Raw genomic sequence first — 22,360 nt, 5'->3', positions numbered from 1 at the left:
ACAATCCGACTAACTGGCCGTGGAGTTGGTCGGTGCGCACCCCTCTCCGGTTCCCATACGTCCTTGACCACCTGAGAGAAGGCCATGGGGAATCTTCCCGCTATCACTGCCATCCGCCCGCTGGCGGAAGCGGCCGTCCGTGCCGTGGGCCCTCCCGCGCTCACGGACCCGGCGCTCCGGCACATGCGCGCGCTCGGTGCGACGACCGTCGAGTCCGCCCCGGCCGGCGATGCAGCCCATCTCACCGTCGGCGGCCCGGAGTTGGGCAAGGTCACCGCCGACACGGTGTGGGCGGACCTGTGTCCGGAGGCGGACGTCACCGACGAGGCCACTGCGCAGGCGACCACAGGGGTGATGCACGTCCATGGGCGACGCGACGGCCGGCCGCTCGGCCTCGCCGTCGACTACGCCGCCACCTGCGCCGCCGTGGCCACCGTGCAGGGACTGCTCGCCGCCCTGCTGGGGCAGGTCCGCGGCGGCCGTGCCACCCATGTCACCTGCGGCGCCGATCGGGCCGCTCTGCTGGCGGTCTCCCAGTACATCGCGGCGGCGGGGGCGCCCGAGGCGGAGGCCGTCGTCCTCGAACCGGGCGGTCCCCCGTTCACCGCCGGGTGCGGTACCCGCTTCGAGCTGGAGGCGCTGGAGCCCACCGCCTGGGCCGGGTTCTGGCGGCGTCTGGGCACACCCGAGCAGGCGATCCGCAGCGGCTGGCGCCCCTTCCAGTTCCGTTACGCCACTGCCTGCGCGCCCCTGCCCGAGGAACTGCACACCGCGACGCGCGCTGCCTCCTGGGCGCGGATCCGGCAGGCCGCCACCGCCTCGGGGGCCGAGGTGTGCCGACTGCACACCTTGGCCGATCGCGTCGCCGAGGCGACCGCCGACGCACCGTGGACGTTTGCTCCCTCGACGTCGATCGGCGTACCGCCGCCGAGGGACCTGGGGTGCGAAGACGCCCGCCCGCTGTCGGGCTTCACCGTGCTGGAAGCGGGCCGCCGCATCCAGGCCCCCCTCGCCGCCCACCTCCTCGGCCTGCTCGGCGCCGACGTGATCCGTGTCGAACCACCCGGCGGCGATCCACTGCGCGGCATGCCCCCGTGCTGCTCGGACGTCTCGGCCCGCTGGCTGGCCCTCAACCGGGGCAAGCGCGCCGTCCAGATCGACGTCAAGTCACCCATCGGGCAGGCAGAGTTGCGCGAGCTGGTCGCCGGCGCCGACGTCTTCCTGCACAACTGGGCCCCGGGCAGAGCGGAACGGTTCGGACTGGACGCCGACCACCTCGCGGCCGTCAACCCCCGCCTCGTCCACGCCTACACCAGCGGCTGGGGCGGACATCTCCCCGGCGCACCCATGGGCACCGACTTCATGGTGCAGGCCCGCACCGGGGTCGGGGAGGCGGCACGGCCCGCCGACGAGCCGACCGCCCCGTCGCTGATGACCCTGATCGACGTGCTCGGCGGGCTGCTCGGCGCCGAGGCCGTGCTCGCCGCCCTCCTGCTGCGGGAACGCACCGGACACGGCGTACGCGTGGAGTCCTCACTGCTCGGCGCCGCCGAGACACTCACCGCACCCGCGCTCCGCCGCGCCGGCGTGGGCCGGGAGCCACGCCGCCCGGCCGGCTTCCGCCGCCCCCTGCCCACCGCCGACAGGTGGATAGCCCCGGCGGACGACTCCGCACGAACCGCCAACACCCAGTCGGGCCACCTGGCCCGGCTCTCCTCCCACGAGGCCGTCGCCGTCCTGCGCGACCAGGGCCTGACCGCCACCGTGGTCACCACGGACCTCGCCGCACTGCCAACGGACCCGCGGCTGCGCGGCGCTCTCACCCGCGACCCGCACGGCTCCCTCGTCGTCCCCTCCCCCTGGAGGTTCGAGTGACCCCCCGGATCCACGACCTGGTTCCCACCGCACTGCGGCGCTCCTGGGCCACCAGTGGCCACTACCCGGATCTCGACCTGTACGTGCTCTTCCGCGCCCACCGTGTCACCGACCCGCACCGCACCGCCGTCATCGACGCACAGGGCGGGACCAGCTACGCGGAGCTGGACGACCGGGCGCGGTGTCTGGCCGCCGGTCTGGCCGAGGCCGGCGTGTGCCCGGGCGACGTGGTGGGCATCCAACTTCCCAACGGCTGGCCGGCGGTGGCGGCCGACCTCGCCATCGCCGCCCTCGGGGCCGTCGCCCTGCCCTTCCCCGTCGGACGCGGAAGCCGGGAGGTCAGGTCGCTGCTGAGCCGTTCCGGAGCCCGGGCCGTCATCGCCGCGACGGAGCAGCGCGGCGTCGAGCACGCCCGGGATCTCGTCGCGCTCGCCGACGCACTACCCGCCCTGCGCACAGTGATCGCCGCAGGCACCGGACCCGCCCCGGAGGGCTGCCTGTCGCTGGACGACCTCCTGCGCACCGGCCGGGCCGACTTCGCCCCCGCCCGCACCGACCCCGACGCGGCGGCCCGGATCCTGGTCTCCTCGGGCACCGAAGCCGAACCCAAGATGATCGCCTACTCCCACAACGCGCTGGTGGGAGGCCGTGGCAACACCCTCGCGGCCCTGCTGCCGGACCGCCTACCGCCCCGTTGTCTGTTCCTGGTCCCGCTGGGCTCCGCCTTCGGGACCGCGGGAACCGCGGTCACCCTCGCCCGCCACGGCGGGACCCTCGTACTGCTGGACCGGTTCACACCCGATGCCGCGCTGGAGGCGATCCAGGCACACCGGCCCACCCACGTCCTGTGCGTGCCCACGATGGTCCGCATGATGCTCGACCCGCTGGCGAAGGAGCCGCGGCCGCCAACCGGCCTGACCGCCCTAGTCCTTGGCGGGTCGCCGCTGGATGCGAACACCCGCGGCGAGGCACGCAGGGCCTTCGGCTGCCCGGTCGTCAACCTCTACGGATCGGCCGACGGCGTCAACTGCCACACCGGCCTGGCCGGGAACGCGGAGCCCGACCCTGGCCTTGGGGTCACGGTGGGCACACCGGACCCCGCCGTCTGTGAGATCCGCATCGCGCCCTTGCCCGGCACCGGCCCCGCAGAACCCGGAGACCCTGGAGAACCCGGAGAGATCATCGCCCGCGGCCCGATGACACCGATGTGCTACGTGGGCGCTCCCGAGCTGAACATGCGCTACCGCACCGCCGACGGCTGGGTACGCACCGGTGACCTGGGAATTCTGGACGACGACGGCACCCTTCGCGTCGTCGGCCGCCTGAAGGACGTCGTCATCCGCGGCGGCGCGAACATCAGCCCCGCCGAAGTCGAAGGCGAGCTCTCCGCCCACCCGGATGTCCGGGACGTGATCTGCCTCGGCGTCCCCGACCCGCTCATGGGCGAACGCCTCGCCGCCTGCGTCGTGCCGCACTACGGGCGCCGCCCCACCCTGGAGAGCCTGGGCGCCCACCTCGCCGCACGCGGTCTGGAACGCCGCAAGCATCCCGAACGCCTGCTCCTCGTCGACGACGAACTGCCGCTCACCCCGGCAGGCAAGCCGGACCGAGCCACCCTGCGGGCACGCCTCACCGCCCCCGGCACCCCTACGCATCACGCACAGGCCGGCTGACTGCGGACAGCCGAGGGGACGACAGAAAGAAGGAAACGGTAAGGCGGAAGGGGGAGAGAAGGGGGGAAGGGAAAGGGAAAGGGGAAGGGGAAGGGGAAGGGGAAGGGGAAGGGGGAAAGGCCACTCGACAGGCGGCCCTCCCCCCTTCCTCTCCTGTGCTCCCCCACTCACGACCCGGCGAACGCCTTTCGCATCTGGTCGGCGGCCTTGCGGTAGACCGAGAGCAGGTCGAGGTCCGCGCCGGGGTAGTTGACGATCTCCAACTGCCTGGCCTCGGACCCCGGCAGGACCGTCCCGGTCGACATGTTCTCGTTGTCCAGCACGAACGCCGGCTTCTTGGCGGACAGCGCCGACAACTGGGCCGGCGTCACGGCATCCGGCCCGTAGGTCCCGGCTACCTGGACCCCCGCGAGCTTGGCCGCCCATGCCGTGAACGCCTGCGCGACCACCACCGGTGCCTTGCCGCCGGTCCGAGCGGCCTTCAGCTGCCGGGACAGCGAGTTCCACTCCGTGGTGAAGGCGCTGTTCCACTGCGCCGCGGCCCGCTCGGTCCCGAAGAGCTTGCCCAACCGGGTCACATTGGCCCTGGTCGTCTCCGGATCGTCGTCGAGGTCGAGCTCGACCATCTTCGCCTTCGAGCCCGCGGCGCTCTTGATCCGTCCGGCGAACGGTTCGAAGGACGCGTAGAGCACGTCATCCGCCCCCGCGACGGCGGTCAGGTCGGACGGCTTGAGATCGTAGTCGGGCGCATGGCGGATCGACGGCGGCACGATGGGCCTGACGTTCCTCGCACCGGCCGCCTTGGCCAGTGCCGCCTCCCAGGAGGACGTCGCCACCACGACGGGACCGGACGGTGCCGAGCCGGCCGAACTGCCGGCCTTGGCAACGCGTGTGCCGGAACTGTCGCACCCGGTCAACAGGAGCAGCCCCGCGCTCAGTGCGGCCAGCGAGCGGACGAGGACCGGGAGTCGGGCGGATAGGTGGACGGGGACGTGGACGGGGACGTGGACGCGCGCCATGAGCGTGTTCTCCGTTCCGGTAGCAGGTGGACCGCGAGGGCGACCGCCCCCGCGGCAAGCACGAGAATCGGCCCGGGCGGCAGGTCCCAGGCCAGCGAGACCAGCAAGCCGACGACGTTCACCACGACGCCGATGCCGATCGCCCAACAGGTGATCGCCCCCAACGACCGGCCCAGCCGCCGCGCCGCGAGCGCCGGCAGCAACGTGAGCGCGTCCACCAGCAACGCCCCCGTCAAGCGGATCGCCCCGGCCACCGCGACCGCCACCAGGACCAGCAGCGCCATGGTCAGTCGCGGCACGGCCACCCCCGAGCACAGTGCCAACTCCCGGTCGTGCAGCAGCAGCGCCAACTCCCGACGCCGCCAGACGAACAGCGCCGGAACCACCACCGCCAGCACGCCCAGCACGGCGAGATCCGCCGGACGCACCGCGAGAATCGATCCCCACAGCAACGCGAACGCACCGTTCGCGTTCACCCCCGACAACGCCAGCATCAGCAGCGCGGCGGCGATCGCCAGACTCATCAGCAGGCCCATCGCCCCCGACAGCGCATCGGCCGTACGAGCCAGCGGAGCCACCCCCGCCCCCGCCAACCCGCAGGCCACCAGCGCACACAACACCGGGTCCAGCCCGACCAGTTGACCCACCGCGATACCGAACAGCGCCACATGCATCATCGCGAACCGCACCGGCATGATGTCCAGCCCGACGATCACCACCCCGACCACCGGCAGTCCCAGCGCGGCCAGCAGCAGCCCGACCCCCGCCCGCTGCACGGGCACCAACTGCAACAACGCACCGACCTGCCCGAACGCACTCACCTGACCTCCCGCAGCCGGCCCGCCGCCATCTCCAGCACCCGGTCGCACCGCTCGGCCATCGCCCGGTCATGGGTGACCACCAGCAGCGTCACCCCCAGTGACGTCAGCACCTCCGCCGCCTCCTCCTGCCCGGCGAAGTCCAGGGCCGCGGTGGGCTCGTCCGCGAGCACCACCCCGGCACCCGCCGCCACGCATCCCACCGCCCGCGCCAGATGCATCCGCTGCAACTGACCACCCGACAGGCTGTCCAACGACCGGTCGGCAAGTGCACCGACACCCAACCGCCCAGCGGCCGCGGCAGCCGCCTCGTGCGCCCCGCTGCTCGCTAGCAACTCCCTTGCCAACAGCGGAAATTGGCCCGCCGCCGGACGCTGCGGAATCCACGCACACGCCCGCCGTCGCCAGGCCCACTCCGCCGCCGTCCGGGTGCCCCGCCCGCCGACCAGCAGCTCACCGTCCACCTTCCGGTGCAGGCCGAGCACCGCCCGCAACAACGTGGTCTTCCCCGAACCGTTCGTCCCGGTCAGCGCGATCCGCTCACCCCGCGCCACCTCCAGATCCACCCCGGACACCGCTTCCAGCCGACCGTGTCTGCACACGACACCGCGTAGCCGTACGTCCAGACCGAGGGCCTCTACGTTGCTCTGCTCCACAGTCCACTAGTCGGCCGAGCGGAGCCCGGAGTTCCCGGAAACCTCCGCCCCGAGATCCCGACCGTCCGTGGCTCGGAACGCGCCTTGACGGCAGCCGACCGGGAACGGTCCCCACCCACCACTCCTGACTGCCGCTTCGGCCGGGATTACAGCCAGTTACACATCGTCCCTCACATGTGGGTGCCCGGTGGTCAGTTGACGGGTACGGGAAGGAGCGCAGATGTGTCTGTGGAAGTCGTCCACGGCGCGCGTTCAACGACCAGGTTGCGCACGGCGCGCACCTGGCGCGGGGCGTTCCAACCGAGTACGCCCACCACCACCTCGTGTCTGCCGTACGCGGCGGTGAAGTGGCCGTCCGCCGGGTCGCCGTCGATGATCCTCAGCTCCGCATCCGGCGGGAAGATGCCATACGCCTGGATCTTGGTGTCGTACTGGTCGGTCCAGAAGTAGGGCACGGGAGCGAAGGGTTGTGCGTCGCCGAGGAGGTTGCCGGCCGCGGCCATGGCCTGTTCGGTGGCGTTCATCCGGTGCTCCAGTCGCATGCGGGTGCCGAAGCGCGGGTTGTGCCACGAGGCGACGTCGCCGGCGGCGTAGATGCCTGGCGCTGCCCGGCACAGCGCGTCGCACACCACGCCGTTGGCCAGGGTCAGACCCGAGCCCGTCAGCCAGTCGGTCGCGGGCGTGGACCCGAGGGCCAGGACGACGGCGTCGGCGGGGAGTCCGCTGCCGTCCGCGAGTTCCACGCCGGTCACCCGGCCGCCACCTTCGCACAGCCCGCGCACCGGTACCCCGCAGCGCAGGTCCGTTCCGTGGTCGCGGTGGAGTGCGGCGACGAGCGCGCCGACGCGGTCGCCGAACGGGCGGCGCACCGGAACGGGCTCCGGTTCGACCAGGGTCACTTCCAGGCCCATGGTCTGGGCCGCCGCGGCGACCTCGGTGCCGAGGAATCCGGCGCCGACCACGACCACCCGGGGCCCGGTGAGCAGCGCGGCGCGCAAGGCGAGCGCGTCGTCGAGCGTGCGCAGGACGTGGACCCCGTTCAGATCGCCGTGCGGGAGGCGTCGGGGGATCACGCCGGTGGCGATGATCAGGCCGTCGAAGTCGATCGTCGCACCGCCGGCCAGACGCGCCTGGCGGCGTTTCACGTCGAGCCCGGTGGCAGGGCGTCCGAGCCGCAGGTCGATCTCCAGTCGCGCCAACTCCTGCGGGGCGCGCAGGGTGGTTCGTTGCGGTTCCCAGGCACCGGTCAGGATCTGCTTGGACAGGGGCGGCCGGTCGTAGGGCGGACGGGCCTCGTCCCCGATCAGGGTGAGGTGCCCGTCCCAGCCTCGGCGGCGGAGCGTCTCGGCCGCCGTGAGTCCGGCGGCCGAGGCCCCCACGATGACGATCCGCTTCCCTCCTTCCGTCTTCACTCCTCGCCCTCCCTCCCACCCTCCCCCGCCTGCTCCCGCAGCCAGATCGCCTGGGCCGGGCAGAGGACTGCGGCCTGCCGGACGTCCGCCACCAGGTGCTGGGGCGGGTTCTCGGTGAGCAGGACGACGATGCCGTCCTCCTCGCGCTGGTCGAACACGTCCGGTGCGCTCAGCACGCACTGGCCGGCGGCGACACACTTGCTCTGATCGATGATCACCTTCATCGCAATCCACCTTCTTCCTACGGCACTTGGCCGCGTCACCAGGTGATGGGAAGCTCATAGACGCCGTAGACGTTCCCGTCGTGTTTGAACGGGATCTCGTCGAGGTCCACCGCCAGTCGGAGGGTGGGGATGCGGCGGTAGAGGGTGCGGTAGACGACCTGGAGTTCCACTCGGGCCAGTGGTTGGCCCAGGCACTGGTGGATGCCGAAGCCGAAGGCCATGTGGTGACGGGCGTTGCGGTCGACATCGAGCCGGTCCGGGTCGGGGAAGGCCGCGGGATCGCGGTTTCCGATGTCGTTGGCGAGCACGATGCCTTCGCCGGCGTGGACGGACACCCCGCCGATCTCGACGTCCGCCAGGGCCACCCGGCGCCGGCCGCTGTGCACGATGCTCAGGTAGCGCAGGAGTTCCTCGACCGCCGAGGCGATCACCTTCGGGTCGTCGCTCTCGCGCAGCCGGGCCAGTTGGTCCGGGTGTTGCACCAGGGCCAGGGTCCCCAGCGCGATCATGTTCGCCGTCGTCTCGTGCCCGGCGATCAGCAGCAGCATCCCCATGTCGGCCGCCTGGCTCCGGGTGAGTTCACCGGCCCCGACCCGCGCGGCCAGTGTGGAGAGCAGGTCGCCGGCCGGGTGGGCGAGCCTGTCGCCGATCAGCCGGTCCAGGTAGTCGAGCAGTTGCTGCGTGGCCACCCGCGCCTGCTCGGTGCTGGTGGTGCGCTTGATCAGGACCTGGCTGTGGGCCTGGAAGAAGTCGTGGTCGACATACGGGACGCCGAGCAGCTCACAGATCACCAGCGATGGCACCGGCAACGCGAACGCCTGGACCAGGTCCACCGGCTTGGGCCCGGCGAGCATGGCGTCGATCAGTCCGTCGACGATCTTCTGGATGGCCGGTCGCAGCGCTTCCACCCGCTTGATGGAAAAGGCGGCGGTGACCATCCGACGGAGCCTGGCGTGCTCCGGATCGTCCATGTTGATGAAGGTCCGCGACTGCCTGCGGCGTTCCTTCATGGCCGGGCTCGTGTGGGGGTAGTGCGGGTGGCTGCTCTCCGAGCTGATCCGCGGATCGGCCAGCAGGGCCCGCATGTCTTCGTAGCGGGTGACCAGCCACGGGGTGCTGCCGTCCCACAGGCGCACCCGGCTGATCGGAGCCTGGCTCTGGAGGGTGTGCAGGGCCGGCGGCGGGTCGAAGGGGCAGCCGGCGGCCCGGGTCATGGGGTAGTCAGGCGCCTCGTTCTGCGGCACGACGGTGCCGGGTGCCGAGAGTGTGCTCATGGTTCTCCGCCCTCTCCGGAAGTCCGAGAAATCCGTTACGGGGCGGGTGCCAGGACCGGGGCCCGGCGCGCGCGGTACGCGACGGGGCAGCGGAGCGGGGCCCGCCGACAGGAGAAGACACCGAAGAACGCGACCAGGTGGCACGGCCAGACAGTCGAACGATCACGCGACCAGGAGGTCAGGAGGCCGAACCGCCGCTGACGGGGCGGGTACTCTCCCCCGCCCGGAGCATCCGCCGGACGAGAGGCAGGGCCGTGTGCACGGCCTCGCCCAGTGCCCGCACATCCTGCTCGGGCAACGTGGCCAACAGGTCGGCCACCCGGACGCTCTGCGCACGCCGACGCTCGGCCAGCAGTGCGCGCCCGGCGTCCGTGATGGCCACGAGGCGGACCCGCCCGTCCTCGGGATGACCCACTCGTGATGCCAGGTCCTGGGCTTCCAGTCGCTGCACCAGCGCGGTCATCGAGGGTTGGGCGATACCCTCCGCCGCGGCCAGCACGGTCAGCCGGAGCGGGCCTTCCTGCTCCAGCCTGCTGAGCGCCGCGACGGTGGTCAGACTCATGCTCTGCCGATCCGACAGGAGATGCCTGACCATCCCGATGGTCAGTTCGTTCAGCTCCGCCGCCACCTCCCTGGCGCGCTCTCCGTGTGTCTCATCCATACCCCACTTATATCACTCACCTATATTTGCTGTCTATATAGACAAATGATATAAATGAGGTGGATCGTCAACGGTCCTGGTCACGACCAGGCGCCAGCGCGGCGCCCGAAAGAGGGTGATGACCGTGACCTGCACCTACGCCCCAGACATCGCCCCGAGGGCGGATGCCGCCCGGCAGTCGTCGCAATCGGCCCCGGTGAGCATCTGGCCCCTCGCCCACCACCCGGAAGCCGCCGGAGAAGCCCGCAAGATCGCCAAAGAGATCCTCGCCATGTGGCGCGTTGCCGACGAAGCAGCCGACTCGGTACTGCTGACCGTCTCCGAACTCGTCACCAACGCCGTGGAGCACGCTCGGCCCCCAGTGATCCTCGAACTGAGCCAGGATCCGGGCAATCGCCGGGTGCACATCGAGGTTTCCGACGGCGGCCCGGCCGCCCGCGACGGCGACTGGACGATCAGCTGCACCCCCGACGAGCACGGCCGCGGACTGGACATCGTCAACCACCTCACCGCCGTGCACGGCGACCGCCAGGCGCCCGGACACGGCATCCACTGGGCCGACGTCGCCACCGCGACACAACTCGACCATGCACCGAACTGCTGACCATCACCGCCGCCGAGACGTTGAACGTCGGTGGCCCGCCCGCTCCCTGGAACAGGCGGCCACCCGGTCACAGAGCCAGGCAGAGCGAAGCGCGGCGGCGTCAGTCGCAGGTGTTCCGCACGCGGATGACCTTCTCTTTCTCCGGCGGCATGACAGCCAACCCAACCCATAGAGGAACTTGACGTTGGTCCAAGCCCTGGAGTACGTGCACCAGAAGTCGACGTTGGGCTGGGCCCATTGATCCGAACTCTGATCACCCTTGCTGCGGTTGGATGACGCGGAGACGGCGATGAGCTGCGGACCGTTCACGTCGTTCGCGAACTGCTTGCAAATGGAACGGCAGTTGGACATAGATAACGACCCTGGCCCCGCACCCTCGCGGATCTCACCCGCTTGATGGCGTGCCCCCAAGTGACTACGTGCCTCATGCACCAGAAGCACCAAGTAGGCGCAAGAGCAGAGCCATCGCCGTGACCCTTGTCAGGACGGCTGTCTCGGCGGGGCCGCTCCCTCTCCCCGAGCCGCTACCCGACTCCTCCCTCCCTTGAGCTTGGAACATGGCATCGGCGGATCGGGGACCTTCGAACCCTCCCGGGGAGTAGGAGAGTTGGGGTGCGATGAGGCGAGTTCCCTTGCGGGCCGATGAGGGGTCGCGCCGCCCGAGGGCGTGGTCGCCGTCGCACGCTCAAGAGGGGAGCTCCCTCCCCCCTGACCCAGTGGCGACCATGCATCGAACTGCGGCCTTGGCGCGCAATGCATCGCGGACTTCCGGTAGCCCTGAAGGATTCCACGCTTTCTTCATATGATCGGGACCGCCTACTATTCCATTTATTTCCAATGATGGCATTCACCGAATTCTGGCGCGTCGTTAGGTGACGGCGACATATTTCGCTACTAATCTCGCGGTCGCATCAAGTCGATCAGCAGCTGATCGGACCCTTCCACTCAATCGGAGAAGAAATGCGTAAGCTTCAGAAGGCAGCCGTCATGATGGCCATCCTTGGCAGCGTCTCCCTCCTTGGCGCCGGTACTGCCTACGCCGATGGCGGAAGGCACGGCGGCAAGGGGGAGAGTGGGTTCGCCGTCAAGCAGGGAAGCTCATGTCGATCGCACGACGAGAACGTTGACGTGCTCGGCGAGGTCGGGATCCTCAATGGGGCGCTGGGTAACGCGCTCAACGGTGAAGGCTCCCCCGGCGCCCAGAGCACCAAGATGGGCTCGGACATGGGCTGCGACAACAGCTTTGCCGTCGGCGGCAAGGGCGGCAAGGGCGAAAAGGAATAGAGGCCGGCCCCGGCGTTCGATTCATAGTGCCGGTGTGAGGGGTGCGGTCTTCATCGCAACGTCACGCCCCTGGTTACGGGAATTATCTCGAACCACGGCCGGGCTGAAAGCGGCCTGCCAGGTCTCTCGGGGAGACCTGGCAAACAGCCGAAAGATGAGATGCCTCATCCGCAGTGAGACCGCCGCCGGCCATTCTTCCGGTGAGCTTGGTCGGCGGCTAAAAACCAGGGTGCAGCCCAGCGCCCTCGCCATTTCCGCCAAGGGTGACCGGCCGCCCTCGAAGCGGGATAGGCGATCCGAGGCCCCTCGGACCCACTCAACCTCCGAGTGGGTCCGAGGGGCCTGACTGCGCCGGTTGAACTGCCCACGTGGACAACCCGACGTCATGCCGCGTCGCGCGAAAGTGCTGGTACGAGCTGGCAAGTTCGTGCCCGCGGCACCCCTCGCATATCCCTTCAACGGCCACCCTGTGGGCAGGCCGGCGCGGCCAGGTGGGAGCCGACGGCTTCACAGTCATCTGAAGGCGCAACCTCACCCCGGGACCGCGGTTGCGGTACCGGGCTGGCGGGCCGGACGCCGCAACCGAGCACATCAGGCCAGCGAGGGAACAGCTCCGCCAAGGTGCCGGGCGAAGAACCGGACCGCGCTGTCGACCTCGAACCTGGGCAGCTCCTTGTGCTTGCCCGAGTTCACGTGCAACGACTTCTCCTTCGACGCGAAGGCGTCGAACAGCGCCAGCCCCTCGTCGCGCGAGATGTGCTCGTCGTCCCACTGCAGGTCGAACTCGATCGGGATGGTGATCTGCTGCGCCTTCTGGGCCAGGACATCGGGCCAGTGCTGGCCGAAGACCGCGGCGGTGATCCTGGGGTCGGCTGCCACGAACGGTATGCCGATCGCGGTGCCCATGTTGATGCCCCAGTAGCCGACCGGCCCGTCGGCGCCGATCTCCGGAAGCTCCTGGAGGGCGTCCAGGGTTGCCAGGTACTCGGGCACGGCCCGCTCCGCCAGGTGGGCGTTGTAGCGGACGACGATCGGGCCTTCCGGCTCGCCCGCCGACCTCGCCCGGAACAGCTCGGCGATTTCCGCCTCGTCGTGCGCGGTGCGCGGCCGGTCGCCGTGACCGGGCGCGTCGATGACGGCGACGTGGAAACCGCAGCCGGTCACCAGGCGCCGGGCCCGGCCCGACATCGCCGTCAGCTGGAAGCTAGCAGCTTGATCTTCATCCCTTCAACCTTCTTCCTCGCCGCGTGAGCACGGCTCCAGACAGGCCCGAGTGCCGTCTGCCAGCGACCGGGCTGCCTGGTGAATCGGCTGACAGGCCTAGCTTCCGGCCGTGACGCTGCCGGCAACGGCAACCGCTGCCATGACCGCCTGCATGTCGCGGATCGCGGCGCGAACGCTCTCGGCGGCCCACTGGCCGGATGCCACCTCCGCCATCCGGTCGGTCACCTGCTTACGCGGGACATCGGGGCACGCCAGGCGGTGCAGCTTGGCGGCGTGGATCAGGGCGATGAGGCCCACCGTGCGCTCGTCCGGGGTGGCACCGTCCAAGACGACCGCGTGGAGCCGCTGACGCAGCTCCCTCTCGGGCGCGCCGTCGGCCTCGGGGTAGCGGCGCGTGGGGAACAGGCCGAGGGCCCTGTGCTGCTGCTCGGCGAGCACTCCGCGCGCACACAGGCTTTCCACGGCCGCGTCACCGGCCTTGCCCCGCTCCCTTTTCAGCCACTCCGTCACCCGGCGCCTTTCGCGGCCGCGCAGCCAGGCGTCGAGCAGCGCCATGCGGCCATCGAGCAATCGCTCACCGGTCGGCGTCCTGTCTGTCAGTTTGAGGTACTTGCCCTCAACAGATGCCCGCCCGGCGAGGACCAGTTCCAGCAGGATCCCGCCCGCGGCGGCCCAGCCCGCCGCCCGCCGCTGCTCCGGCACCCCGGACTCGTCGTCCAGGGAGAGCAGCATGATCTCCTCGGCCAGCGTGATGGCCATCCTCGGTCCCCCGATACGTCTCGTGATCGTTGCAGTCAGCCGATGAGACGCCCAGGTTGACCTGGCGGTTGCCATGACGTCCGTCTCGTAGCCCGCACCCATCGGACAAGCCCCAAGGCGCGTATCGGGTCGTGATCAATGAGCGGGTTCTCCCCTCGCGCTGATCTTCGATCCGGTAGATCGCCTTGCATATACGTGTACAACTGGCCGATGTCGAGTGGGAGTTCATGCTGCAAGGTCCACCTCGCCGCCGACCGCAGGTGCCGTCCGCCGGAGTTCGTCCTGACCGCCGGGCAGGCCGCCGACGGCCCACAGTTCGTCCTCGTACTGGACAGGGTGCGCGTCCGCGGGCCCGTCGGTCGTCCCCGCACCCGACCGGACGCGGTCGCCGGGGACAAGGCGTACTCGTCCCGCGGCAATCGCGCCCACCTACGCAGGCGCGGCATCGAGGCCGTGGTCCCGGACCTGTGCGCCGCCTGCGCGGTGTCGGCCCGCAGGGTCAGGTGAGGGCGGCGACCAGCAGGGCGAAGGCGGCGATGAGGACGGCGACGCGGGCGTAGTGGAAGCGGTCCCAGCGGTTCATCTGCTCCTTCCAGTCCTCGGGCCGGTTCTCGGGGGTCCAGGTCTTGCCCCGGTTGTTGATCGGGACGAGCAGCAGGATCGACATGATCACGCTGAGGATCAGCAGTGCGGCGGCGGCGATGACGAGGCCGGTGCCGGGGCGGTGCCATCCGGCGATGACCCAGACCGCGGCGAGGACGAGCGAGCCGATGTACCAGACCGGCATCACGGCGCCGAGCATCCGGCCGCCGTGGGCGCGGCCGAGTTGGCCACTGTCTTCGGGGAGTGCGTCGAGGATCCGGTTGATGACGAAGGCGACGGAGAACTCCACCCCCACCATCACGCCGACGACCACGGTGGTGAACACCTCGAGTGCGTTGAGCATGATGACCCCTCCTGGAATCTAGCGCTGCTAGCCGATGAGGCAACGCTAGTACTGCTGCCGCTCGAATGTCTAGCAGTGCTAGGATCGAAGTATGTCGGTACAGGAACGCAAGGAGCGTGAGCGGGCGGGCCGCGAGCGCCTCATCGTGGCGACGGCCCGCGAACTCGCCGAACAGCAGGGCTGGGACGCGGTCACCACCCGCCGGCTCGCCGAGCGCATCGAGTACAGCCAGCCCGTCCTCTACAGCCACTTCCGCGGCAAGCGCGAGATCATCGGCGCCGTCGCCCTGGAGGGCGCCAGCGAGATGGCCGGGGCGGTGCGGGCCGCGGCCTCCTCCGCCGACGGCCCGCGCGCCCGGGTCACCGCCCTCGCCCGCGCCTACCTCGACTTCGCCGAACGCAACCCGGCGGTCTACGACGCCATGTTCCAGCTCGACGGCGGTCTGGCGTTCGCGAAGGAGGAGACCCCGGAGCCTCTGAAGGACGCCTTCGCCGCCCTGCTGGAGAGCCTCGGCGAGGTCGCCGGGGACGGCGTCCACCCGGGACTGTTCACCGAGACGTTCTGGGCGGCCCTGCACGGACTGGCCACCCTGACCCGGGCGCGACGGCTCCCGCCGGAGGACACCGAGCGCAGGGTGGAGCTGCTGGTGGACCGGCTCGCCATGGCCTGACGCAGCGTCCCGGCGGGGACGCAGCCGGGGCCCGCGGGCCCCGACGCCACATGCATGACCCCGGTCCCTTCAGATCCTGCCCGCGCGCCTCACCTCCTCGACCCGCGAGTCGATCGCCGTGCTGAAGCTGTGGGCCGCGCCGATTTCGCGGAATGACGTGCGGAAGATGTCGACTGCCTCCTGGGAGCGGCCGGTCGGTGGCGCCCTCCGACTCCCCGTGTCCCCCGTGGGCGGCAGTTCCGCACCGTCACGCTACTGCGGAGGCCGGGATTCCGAATGGGCCCGGCAGCGTTGAGAGTTACGGGCGGCCCTGGTGAGGTGATGTCCGTGATGCCCGGCGAGCCACTCCCACCGCACCAGGGCCTCTTGCGACTCGCGTTCGCACTTCGCCCGCCGGGTGCGCCGAGACCGGGACACTATGTAGCCCGGCATCCGAGGGAGGGCTCCATGCTGATCGACTTCGTACCCGACGAGAATCTGTACCCTTTTGAGTCGCGTTGGTTTGACTCGTCCGTCGGCAGGGTTCACTACATCGACGAGGGGACCGGACCGACGATCCTGTTCTGTCACGGCGCTCCGGCGTGGAGTTTCCTCTACCGCCACATCGTGAAGGACCTGCGCGACCGGTACCGGTGCATCGCCGTCGACTACCTGGGGTTCGGGTTGTCCGAACGTCCTGCGGGATTCGGCTACACCATCGCCGAGCACACCGCGGTCCTCGGCGAGCTGGTCGATCACCTGCGGCTCGACGACTTCGTTGTGATGGGACACGATTGGGGCGGACCCATCGGTCTGGGCGCGGTCACGACGCGCGCGGACCGGGTAAGGGGGATCGTGCTGGGCAACACCGTGTTCTGGCCGATCGAAGCGATGGCGAATCGGGCTTTCAGCGTGATCATGGGCAGCCGTCCGATGCAGCGGCGGATACTCGAACGGAACTTCCTCGTCGAGCGCGTGCTGCTCGCAGAGCTGGGGCGCAAGTTGACCGCGGCCGAGGCCGACCACTACCGCGCGGTGCAGCCCACCGCGGAAGCCCGGCGCGGACTCGCCATGATGCCCGGGCAAATTCGTGCCGCGCGCCCGCTGCTGGACCGGCTTTCACGAGACGTCCCCGCCCAACTCGGCGACAAACCAACCCTGTTGGTGTGGGGAATGCAGGACATGGTGTTCCGTCCGAACACCTCCATCCCGCGGATGCGTGCCGCCTTCACCGATCTGGACATCGTCGAGTTGCCCCACGCGCGGCACTTCATTCAGGAACACACACCGGATGCGATCACGGCGGCGATCGCGAAGCGATTCCCGTGAGTTCGACCGACGAACGTCCCTCCCCCGGGCCCGGACAACGGATTGCGAAGGGGGTCGGCTAGAGCAGCCCGGCTCGCAGTTCGTCATACAGGCGGCCGGCCGCGGGAGAGTCGTTCAGGCGCCGCAGTTCCGCTCGGGCGATCTCCTTGCGGAAGGCTCCCTCGTAGGCGGCGTCGCCGGCGTTGTGCATCAGGTCGGTGATCCAGATCGCGTATGCCTGGTAGTTCCAGAGGTGGCTCAGGCAGGTGTCGGAGTAGTTGTCGAGCAGACTCGCGTCGCCTTCCTGGATCTTCGCGATGATCGCGCGGGCGAACACCTCGGTGTCGTAGAGGGCGAGGTGGATGCCCTTCGCGCTCATCGGGGGGACGATGTGGGCCGCGTCGCCGAGCAGGTGGAGGCGGCCGTGGCTCATCGGGCTGAACACCACGGACCGCAGCGGCACGATCCGCTTGTCGACGATGCGGCCGGTGGGCGCGTCGGCGCCGAAGCGGGCTCCCAGTTCACTCCAGATGCGCTCGTCCGGCCACTGCTCGGGAGTGTCGCCGGGCGGGCACTGGAGATAGAGGCGACTGGCGTCCGCACCGCGGGGGAATCGCGCGGCCAGGCCGCGGTCGTGGATCGCCATGCCGAAGGAGTCCGTCGGCACCTCGGCCATGACGCTGAGCCAGGAGTACTTGTACTCGTGGGAGTAGAGGGTGAGTTGGCCGGCGGGGACGGAAGCCCGGCTGACGCCGTGGAAACCGTCGCAGCCGGCGACGAAGTCACAGGTGACGGTCGTGGTCGTACCGTCGGGGTTGCGGTAGCGCACCGTGGGACGCGGCTGTGCTTCTCGACGACGATGCAGTCGATGCCGCTGCGCAGGAGGAAGTTGCCGAGCGTGAGCCCGGCCACTCCGGCGCCGACGATGGCGACGGTGGTGGTGTTGTTGTTCTCCGCTGTCTCAACCATGTCTTGTGCGAGCCTTTCGGCGAAGGGACAACCGGCCGTGCCACAGGCGCACGGCCGTCGCCGCACGGAGAGTGCGGCCTGCTGTCACCACTGTGGGCTCGGCGGCGATCGTCACCAACCGGGATGTGGACAGGGGATACCGGAAACCCGCCAACGGGTCGGCGGGTGACGCCGACGCACCCGGCCGACCGGAACCGGTTACCTTCTACGGTTGCGCAGATCGGCCTGGTAGCGGCCGGGGGTCTGACCGACGACCTCGGTGAAGGCGTCGATGAAACTCGACGGATTGGACCAGCCGCACTCCATCGCCGTGTCGGTGACCGACCGGCCCTCGCTGAGCTGGGCCAGGGCGTGGTGGATGCGCAGCGTGGTGCGTCAGCGGTGGAAACTCATGCCCAGTTCGGTGTGGAACAGGCGGCTCAGGGTCCGCTCGCTCGCTCCCGCGGCCCGCCCCAGGTCGGCCAAGGTCGCGCTCCGGCCGGGATCGGCATGCAGGAGGTCGGTGACGGCGCGCAGCCGGTCGTCGTGGGGCTCGGGCAGATGGAGGGACTGCTCGGGGGTTTCGGCGAGCTCGTCGATCACCACGGCGAGCAGCCGCTGGGCGGCGCCGGGGCGGGTTTCCGCTCGGTCGGTCAGCGCCAGCAGGGCCTCGCGCAGCAGCGGGCTCACCGCGAACACGCTGGGGTGTGCCACCAGTTCGCCGCACAGGTCGACCGGGACGGTGACGAGACGGGCGTCGGTGGTCCCGTAGAAGCGATGCGCATGCTCGAAGCCCGGCGGGGTCCACGTCACGCGGTGCGCGGGAGCGACCCAGGTCCCACGCTCGGTCGTGGTGGCCAGGGCCCCGGCGGCCGCGTACACCAGCTGCCCCTCTGCGTGGGAGTGCGGATCGAACTGGAAGCCGTGCGGAATCCAGGCCGCGCTACGACGCGCGGTCGACGGCGGCAGGGAGGACGACGGGGCGGATCGGCGGGTTTTGGGCATAGGGCGTCAATTTATCGGTGCATAGTGCCTTCGTCGGCCGCAGCGTCGCTCACATGAGGAGCGACGCAGCTGTGAGTTCAGAGGAGGGCGCGGTATGGATCTGTCGCCGGTCGGGGTGTGGAGTACGGCGTTCACTCACGGAGACCCCGATCGCGCGCGGGTGGCGGCCCGCGCACTGGAGGAGCTCGGTTACGGCGCACTGTGGCTGGGCGGCGTTCCCGGCGGCAACCCGAGCGGGGACCTGCACAGCAGTCTCAACCTCCTCACGGCGACCCGACACGTGGTCGTCGCCCCCTCCTGTGTCTCCATTTGGAGCGTTCCGCCCGATCGGCTCGCCGTTGCCTATCGGGGGCTTCCCGCACCGTATCGGCAATGCACACTGGTGGGTCTGGCCGTCAGTCACGCGGAGATCGCCGCGGCCTACCGGCACCCCTGCGCGGCGATGTCCGCCTACCTCGACGCGCTGGACACCTCCGCCGGGTCGCTGCCGAAGGCCGCGCGGATCCTGGGCGCGCACCGGCCCCTGATGACCCGGCTCGCCGCCGACCGGGCCGCTGGTGTGCAGCCCTATCTGGTCCCGCCGTCGCACACCGCCCGGGTACGCGCCGCGCTGGGGGCGGGGCCGCTCCTCGCGCCGGTGCTGACGTCCGTGGTGGACACCGACCCGGTCACGGCCCGTGCCACGGCGCGGCGGGCGATCAGCCCCTACCTCACGAAGACCAACTACGTACGCACCTGGCTGGAAGACGGCTTCACCCGGGGCGACCTCGCCGACGGCGGCAGCGACCGCTTCGTCGACTCCCTGGTGGTGTGGGGGTCCCCTGACGTCGTCGCGCGGCGTGTCCTGGCGCATCTGGAGGCGGGCGCGGACCACGTCGCCCTCCAGATCGTCACCGACACCCCGCATGCCTTCCCCCTCACCGCGTGGCGTGCCGTGGCCGAATGCCTGCCCCGTGCCTAGAACCGCCTGGTGTGGGGGGGGAAGCCACCGCCCCGGCCCCGGCCCCGGCGTTACGTTCGCAACTGTTCGTCGCGGCCGGGAAGTCGCGCGTTCGGGCAGCAGCGGTCAGCCGGGCGGGAGATGGAACAGTGCACGGACCCGGCCGATCAGGAGGGGGGTTCCGAGAACCGTGACGAGGCCACCGGCCCCGACGAGTTCGGTGGCGTGGCGGACGGCGTCGGCGGTCTCCTGCCGTACGTACAGTTCTCGGCGCGTCGCCAAGGCGGTGCGCATCTCGTCCGGCGCCGCTTCGTTGGGGTGTCCGACCCGGGTCAGTACCACCGGCCAGTCAGCGGGCAGCGGCTCAAGCATGGTTGCCACATTCTTGTAGCGGAGGGTGCCGAAGACGAGGGCCGTGCGCTCAGCGGCACGGGATTCCCGCAGGATTTCCGGGGCCACGGTGACGGCACCCTGGTGGTTGGCGGCAATGTCCAGCAGCAGGCGGCCGGTCCAGGAGCCCAGGCGGGCCGGTGCGAGCAGTTCGAGGCGGCCGGGCCAGCGGGTCGCGGCAAGGCCGCCGCGCAGCGCCTCTTCCGAGATGTCTCGGATCAGTCCTCGTTCGGCCAGCGAGTCGATGCCGGCTACGGCGAGGGCCAGATTGTGATGCTGGTGTGCTCCGCGGAGCGGACAGGGCAATTCCCGGTGGACGGCGCGTGGGGTGACCACGTCCAGCACGGTGCGTCCATCGCGGGCCCGGTGTGGCCGGTAACGCACTTCCTGGTGGATGCGCCAGACGGTCAGCTCCGTGTGGGTGCCGAGGACGTCGTCCACGGCCTCGGCCGCCTCCTCGGGCAACTCGCCGAGCACGACGTGGTCGCCGTCTCGCACCATGCCTGCCTTGTTCCGTGCGATCTCGCCCAGGGTGTTTCCCAGCAGATGCTCGTGGTCCAGTCCCACTCCGGTGATGACCTTCACGCCGGGGTCGAAGCAGTTGACGGCGGTGCGCCGGCCGCCGATGTTCGCCTCCATGACGGCCAAGTCCACTCCGGAGTGGGCGAATTGAACGGCGGCTGCGGCTGCGTGCACTGCTCCTGCATTGACCGTAAGGCCCGTACTCCTGAGAGTGTCGTCGACCTTCGCGAAGGCGCGGTGACATGCGGTCGGAGAGATGGGCACTCCGTTGATGCGGATGCGTTCGGTGACCTGCTGCAGGTGCGGGCTGGGCATGCTTCCGACGCGCAGCCCGGCCGCGGCCAACGCGGAGACGGCGAACGCGCAGACCGATCCCTTCCCGTTGGTGCCGGTGACGGTCATGCCCCGCAGGTTGCGTCCCGGGTCGCCGAGGGCTTCGAGAAGCCGGGGCATCGCACCGGTGCCCGCTCCGTTGAACTGATAGCGACCGATGATCTCTTCACAGGCCAGTTCTTCTCTCGTTGCCAACCGTGCCACCTCGCAACCAGTGTGGGGAGGGGATGAGTTCGTGCTCGAAGTGTGGTCAACCGGCGTTTGTCTTCAGGATGGCGCGAGCGAGAGCTACCACTTCCCAGGTGTCGCAGTCGACGGACACTCCGCCGACATCAGGCACGTGCCGCAGGGCAAGAGCACGGGTCAGTACCCGGATAGGCAGACCCGTCAACACTCCATGCCGGGCGAGGGTCAGCGCAAGACCTCGCCGCACGGCTGCGGTCCGGTATGCGGCGAACAGCGGATTGTCCCGACCCTGTGTCTCCAGCATGACCGCGCCCTCGGCCCCGGAACCGGCCGCCTGACGCAGCAACTCCGCCACCGTCTCCTGCCGCACGAAGGGAAGGTCCGCGGCAAGGACCACCACGAACGGCGCGCGCACCCGGCTCACTCCCGCAGCCAGCGCCGCGAGCGGCCCGCCGTGCACCGGACTCTCCCGCACATGATCTACGGGGCGGACGGTGGCCCGGTGCGGCCCCACCACAATCGTCCTCCCCGCCCCGTCACACGCCTGAAGTGCCCGATCGAGCAACGACATGCCGCCAACGGACACCATCGGCTTGTCCGCTCCGCCCAAACGCCGGGCTCGCCCTCCCGCCAGCACCACCGCGTCGTAGCACCCACCCATGTCGTCTGCGGGCAGTTCCTCTCCGCCGTCGAGGAGTGAACTCCTTGCCGCCCTGTCGTCACCACGCACACCAGCCCCATTCCGCCTTGCCCGGATACGCGAACGCGTCGCCGTCGTTCGGAGACTCGAAAGCTCATTGGCTCGAAGGCTCGGCTCAGGGAAGGATCGGGCCTGTGAGGTGGAGATTCCACCTGTTCCAAGCCAAGCTCGACGACCCCGGCGCACCGGTGCACCCTCACCGAACTCTTTTCCGCGCTGCCGAACCGTTCACCGCCGTTCAACAACCACCGCATCGGCAGCCCTGATCATCTGGCTCCGCGCCTGATCGCCCGGGCAAGCCCCAGGGCCTGCCCGATGGAGCTGTGCCGTGTCACCGCGGCATTGGACCGGGCAGGTGACACCGTGAAATCCTGCACCCTATGCACGTTCTGGACATCCTTATACCCTTCGCCCGGACTGGCCGCATTGGCGCGGCGTGCATCGGGGCCGAACTCAGTGAGGTCATCGAGGCGTTGGGGCCTCCGTGGGCTTGGGGCTCCTCGACCGGAGCCGACGGGCTGCCCTATCTGTACGCGTACGGCTGCCTGGAGGTCGCCACCTGCCACGCCCACTGCCAGGTGATCTATTCGGTCGTCGTCCAGACCGACTGGGCCACGATGGAGTGGCCGTCGCAGGAGCCCGGCCGAGCGGAGACGTTTCCCGGTTTTCCCACGTACAGCGAAGTCCTGCGGGCCTTGGACGAGGCCGGGTGCACTTGGGAGACATACGCGCCGCTGACGTGCGATGACCAGTGTGCGATCCGCGTCCCCGCCTCGGGAGCGATCTTCGTCTTCGACACCGAGGACGTGGCAGACCCCCTGCTCTGCAGCGTTTCGGTGGCCGTACACCGCCCCCACAGCTGCGGCTAGGGAGCGCCCGGCGACTCAGGCACGGAGCCAGAGGCCGAGGGTGAGGCAACGTCCGACCGTCCTCGCCCGGCACGGCACGGC

Annotated in this window: 20 protein-coding genes and 4 pseudogenes; 9 read left to right on the top strand and 15 right to left on the bottom strand. The window is 70.0% G+C overall.

Translation table 11 applies throughout. The annotated features are described in order from the left end of the window. Positions 1-84: 84 nt before the first annotated feature. Together MOV08_RS38595 and MOV08_RS38590 are read left to right on the top strand one after the other, a co-directional pair. Positions 85-1,875: a CoA transferase gene (locus MOV08_RS38595; protein WP_420834248.1), complete on the top strand. Its 1,791-nt coding sequence runs from the start codon at positions 85-87 to the stop codon at positions 1,873-1,875. Beyond that, complete coding sequence (locus MOV08_RS38590; protein WP_275310785.1) at positions 1,872-3,548, top strand: class I adenylate-forming enzyme family protein; 1,677 nt, start codon at positions 1,872-1,874, stop codon at positions 3,546-3,548. The genes MOV08_RS38595 and MOV08_RS38590 overlap by 4 nt, the downstream gene beginning before the upstream one ends. Before the next feature lie 167 nt (positions 3,549-3,715). Here MOV08_RS38590 and MOV08_RS38585 read toward each other — a convergent pair whose 3' ends face one another. From MOV08_RS38585 to MOV08_RS38555, 7 genes are all read right to left on the bottom strand, one after another. Beyond that, complete coding sequence (locus MOV08_RS38585; protein ID WP_275310784.1) at positions 3,716-4,387, bottom strand: metal ABC transporter substrate-binding protein; 672 nt, start codon at positions 4,385-4,387, stop codon at positions 3,716-3,718. 95 nt (positions 4,388-4,482) lie between these two features. Continuing rightward, complete coding sequence (locus MOV08_RS38580) at positions 4,483-5,388, bottom strand: metal ABC transporter permease (RefSeq protein ID WP_275310783.1); 906 nt, start codon at positions 5,386-5,388, stop codon at positions 4,483-4,485. Then, positions 5,385-6,041 carry an ABC transporter ATP-binding protein gene (locus MOV08_RS38575; RefSeq protein ID WP_275310781.1) on the bottom strand — a complete coding sequence of 219 codons (657 nt, stop codon included), beginning with the start codon at positions 6,039-6,041 and terminating at the stop codon, positions 5,385-5,387. Before MOV08_RS38575 ends, MOV08_RS38580 begins: the two co-directional genes overlap by 4 nt. Before the next feature lie 191 nt (positions 6,042-6,232). Then, positions 6,233-7,453 carry an NAD(P)/FAD-dependent oxidoreductase gene (locus tag MOV08_RS38570; protein WP_275310780.1) on the bottom strand — a complete coding sequence of 407 codons (1,221 nt, stop codon included), beginning with the start codon at positions 7,451-7,453 and terminating at the stop codon, positions 6,233-6,235. Next, positions 7,450-7,677: a ferredoxin gene (locus MOV08_RS38565; RefSeq protein WP_275310779.1), complete on the bottom strand. Its 228-nt coding sequence runs from the start codon at positions 7,675-7,677 to the stop codon at positions 7,450-7,452. Before MOV08_RS38565 ends, MOV08_RS38570 begins: the two co-directional genes overlap by 4 nt. Before the next feature lie 35 nt (positions 7,678-7,712). After that, a complete protein-coding gene (locus tag MOV08_RS38560) occupies positions 7,713-8,951 on the bottom strand; it encodes a cytochrome P450 (protein WP_275310778.1) in 1,239 nt (412 codons plus the stop codon). 178 nt (positions 8,952-9,129) lie between these two features. Further along, entirely contained in the window at positions 9,130-9,612 is a 483-nt protein-coding gene (locus tag MOV08_RS38555) for a MarR family winged helix-turn-helix transcriptional regulator (RefSeq protein ID WP_275310777.1), read from the bottom strand. 196 nt (positions 9,613-9,808) lie between these two features. Here MOV08_RS38555 and MOV08_RS38550 point away from each other — a divergent pair, with 196 nt between their 5' ends. Together MOV08_RS38550 and MOV08_RS38540 are read left to right on the top strand one after the other, a co-directional pair. Further along, a complete protein-coding gene (locus MOV08_RS38550; protein ID WP_275310775.1) occupies positions 9,809-10,216 on the top strand; it encodes an ATP-binding protein in 408 nt (135 codons plus the stop codon). Between the two features lie 960 nt (positions 10,217-11,176). Beyond that, positions 11,177-11,500: a hypothetical protein gene (locus MOV08_RS38540; protein WP_039638844.1), complete on the top strand. Its 324-nt coding sequence runs from the start codon at positions 11,177-11,179 to the stop codon at positions 11,498-11,500. Positions 11,501-12,091: 591 nt separating this feature from the next. Here the strand turns inward: MOV08_RS38540 and MOV08_RS38535 are convergent. Both MOV08_RS38535 and MOV08_RS38530 read right to left on the bottom strand, forming a co-directional pair. After that, a pseudogene (locus MOV08_RS38535) lies at positions 12,092-12,691 on the bottom strand (alpha/beta hydrolase family protein); the annotation flags it as partial. Positions 12,692-12,820: 129 nt separating this feature from the next. After that, positions 12,821-13,483, bottom strand: coding sequence for a GOLPH3/VPS74 family protein (locus tag MOV08_RS38530; protein ID WP_039638842.1), 663 nt, complete (start codon positions 13,481-13,483; stop codon positions 12,821-12,823). A gap of 213 nt (positions 13,484-13,696) precedes the next feature. Between MOV08_RS38530 and MOV08_RS38525 the strand changes: the two are divergent. Then, positions 13,697-13,948: pseudogene (locus tag MOV08_RS38525) on the top strand (transposase); the annotation flags it as partial. Between the two features lie 34 nt (positions 13,949-13,982). Here the strand turns inward: MOV08_RS38525 and MOV08_RS38520 are convergent. Further along, positions 13,983-14,429 carry an anthrone oxygenase family protein gene (locus tag MOV08_RS38520; protein ID WP_039638841.1) on the bottom strand — a complete coding sequence of 149 codons (447 nt, stop codon included), beginning with the start codon at positions 14,427-14,429 and terminating at the stop codon, positions 13,983-13,985. A 91-nt stretch (positions 14,430-14,520) separates the two neighbouring features. Here MOV08_RS38520 and MOV08_RS38515 point away from each other — a divergent pair, with 91 nt between their 5' ends. Further along, positions 14,521-15,099 carry a TetR/AcrR family transcriptional regulator gene (locus MOV08_RS38515; RefSeq protein ID WP_275310774.1) on the top strand — a complete coding sequence of 193 codons (579 nt, stop codon included), beginning with the start codon at positions 14,521-14,523 and terminating at the stop codon, positions 15,097-15,099. Positions 15,100-15,546: 447 nt separating this feature from the next. After that, on the top strand, positions 15,547-16,407 hold the full coding sequence (locus tag MOV08_RS38510; protein ID WP_275310772.1) for a haloalkane dehalogenase: 861 nt from the start codon (positions 15,547-15,549) through the stop codon (positions 16,405-16,407). Positions 16,408-16,465: 58 nt separating this feature from the next. Here MOV08_RS38510 and MOV08_RS38505 read toward each other — a convergent pair whose 3' ends face one another. The 3 genes and pseudogenes from MOV08_RS38505 to MOV08_RS38500 form a co-directional block, all read right to left on the bottom strand. After that, positions 16,466-17,215 carry an FAD-dependent monooxygenase gene (locus MOV08_RS38505; protein WP_420834247.1) on the bottom strand — a complete coding sequence of 250 codons (750 nt, stop codon included), beginning with the start codon at positions 17,213-17,215 and terminating at the stop codon, positions 16,466-16,468. A gap of 38 nt (positions 17,216-17,253) precedes the next feature. Then, positions 17,254-17,355 (bottom strand): annotated as a pseudogene (locus MOV08_RS44270) (FAD-dependent monooxygenase); the annotation flags it as partial. Between the two features lie 198 nt (positions 17,356-17,553). Then, positions 17,554-18,339 (bottom strand): annotated as a pseudogene (locus tag MOV08_RS38500) (helix-turn-helix domain-containing protein). Positions 18,340-18,433: 94 nt separating this feature from the next. On the opposite strand from MOV08_RS38500, the gene MOV08_RS38495 reads away from it, so the two are divergent. Further along, positions 18,434-19,300: a TIGR03620 family F420-dependent LLM class oxidoreductase gene (locus MOV08_RS38495; protein ID WP_275310770.1), complete on the top strand. Its 867-nt coding sequence runs from the start codon at positions 18,434-18,436 to the stop codon at positions 19,298-19,300. Positions 19,301-19,405: 105 nt separating this feature from the next. Here the strand turns inward: MOV08_RS38495 and MOV08_RS38490 are convergent, their stop codons facing one another. Both MOV08_RS38490 and mobA read right to left on the bottom strand, forming a co-directional pair. Continuing rightward, complete coding sequence (locus MOV08_RS38490; protein WP_275310768.1) at positions 19,406-20,719, bottom strand: bifunctional folylpolyglutamate synthase/dihydrofolate synthase; 1,314 nt, start codon at positions 20,717-20,719, stop codon at positions 19,406-19,408. 55 nt (positions 20,720-20,774) lie between these two features. After that, positions 20,775-21,440, bottom strand: coding sequence for a molybdenum cofactor guanylyltransferase (gene mobA / locus MOV08_RS38485; protein WP_275310766.1), 666 nt, complete (start codon positions 21,438-21,440; stop codon positions 20,775-20,777). A 350-nt stretch (positions 21,441-21,790) separates the two neighbouring features. On the opposite strand from mobA, the gene MOV08_RS38480 reads away from it, so the two are divergent. Next, a complete protein-coding gene (locus MOV08_RS38480) occupies positions 21,791-22,279 on the top strand; it encodes a hypothetical protein (RefSeq protein ID WP_275310764.1) in 489 nt (162 codons plus the stop codon). The last annotated feature ends 81 nt before the right edge of the window (positions 22,280-22,360 follow it).

This window comes from Streptomyces yunnanensis (assembly GCF_029011865.1).
In the GTDB taxonomy this organism is placed as follows: domain Bacteria; phylum Actinomycetota; class Actinomycetes; order Streptomycetales; family Streptomycetaceae; genus Streptomyces; species Streptomyces yunnanensis.
This window is presented reverse-complemented; position numbering and strand designations above follow the sequence as displayed.

Excerpts from the sequence above, each read along its gene's own strand:
- MOV08_RS38540 (WP_039638844.1), top strand. The coding sequence starts at position 11,177 with ATGCGTAAGCTTCAGAAGGCAGCCGTCATGATGGCCATCCTTGGCAGC.
- MOV08_RS38530 (WP_039638842.1), bottom strand. The coding sequence starts at position 13,483 with ATGGCCATCACGCTGGCCGAGGAGATCATGCTGCTCTCCCTGGACGAC.
- MOV08_RS38515 (WP_275310774.1), top strand. The coding sequence starts at position 14,521 with ATGTCGGTACAGGAACGCAAGGAGCGTGAGCGGGCGGGCCGCGAGCGC.
- MOV08_RS38510 (WP_275310772.1), top strand. The coding sequence starts at position 15,547 with ATGCTGATCGACTTCGTACCCGACGAGAATCTGTACCCTTTTGAGTCG.
- MOV08_RS38480 (WP_275310764.1), top strand. The coding sequence starts at position 21,791 with ATGCACGTTCTGGACATCCTTATACCCTTCGCCCGGACTGGCCGCATT.
- MOV08_RS38520 (WP_039638841.1), bottom strand. The coding sequence starts at position 14,429 with ATGCTCAACGCACTCGAGGTGTTCACCACCGTGGTCGTCGGCGTGATG.
- MOV08_RS38560 (WP_275310778.1), bottom strand. The coding sequence starts at position 8,951 with ATGAGCACACTCTCGGCACCCGGCACCGTCGTGCCGCAGAACGAGGCG.
- MOV08_RS38565 (WP_275310779.1), bottom strand. The coding sequence starts at position 7,677 with ATGAAGGTGATCATCGATCAGAGCAAGTGTGTCGCCGCCGGCCAGTGC.
- MOV08_RS38555 (WP_275310777.1), bottom strand. The coding sequence starts at position 9,612 with ATGGATGAGACACACGGAGAGCGCGCCAGGGAGGTGGCGGCGGAGCTG.
- MOV08_RS38595 (WP_420834248.1), top strand. The coding sequence starts at position 85 with ATGGGGAATCTTCCCGCTATCACTGCCATCCGCCCGCTGGCGGAAGCG.
- MOV08_RS38495 (WP_275310770.1), top strand. The coding sequence starts at position 18,434 with ATGGATCTGTCGCCGGTCGGGGTGTGGAGTACGGCGTTCACTCACGGA.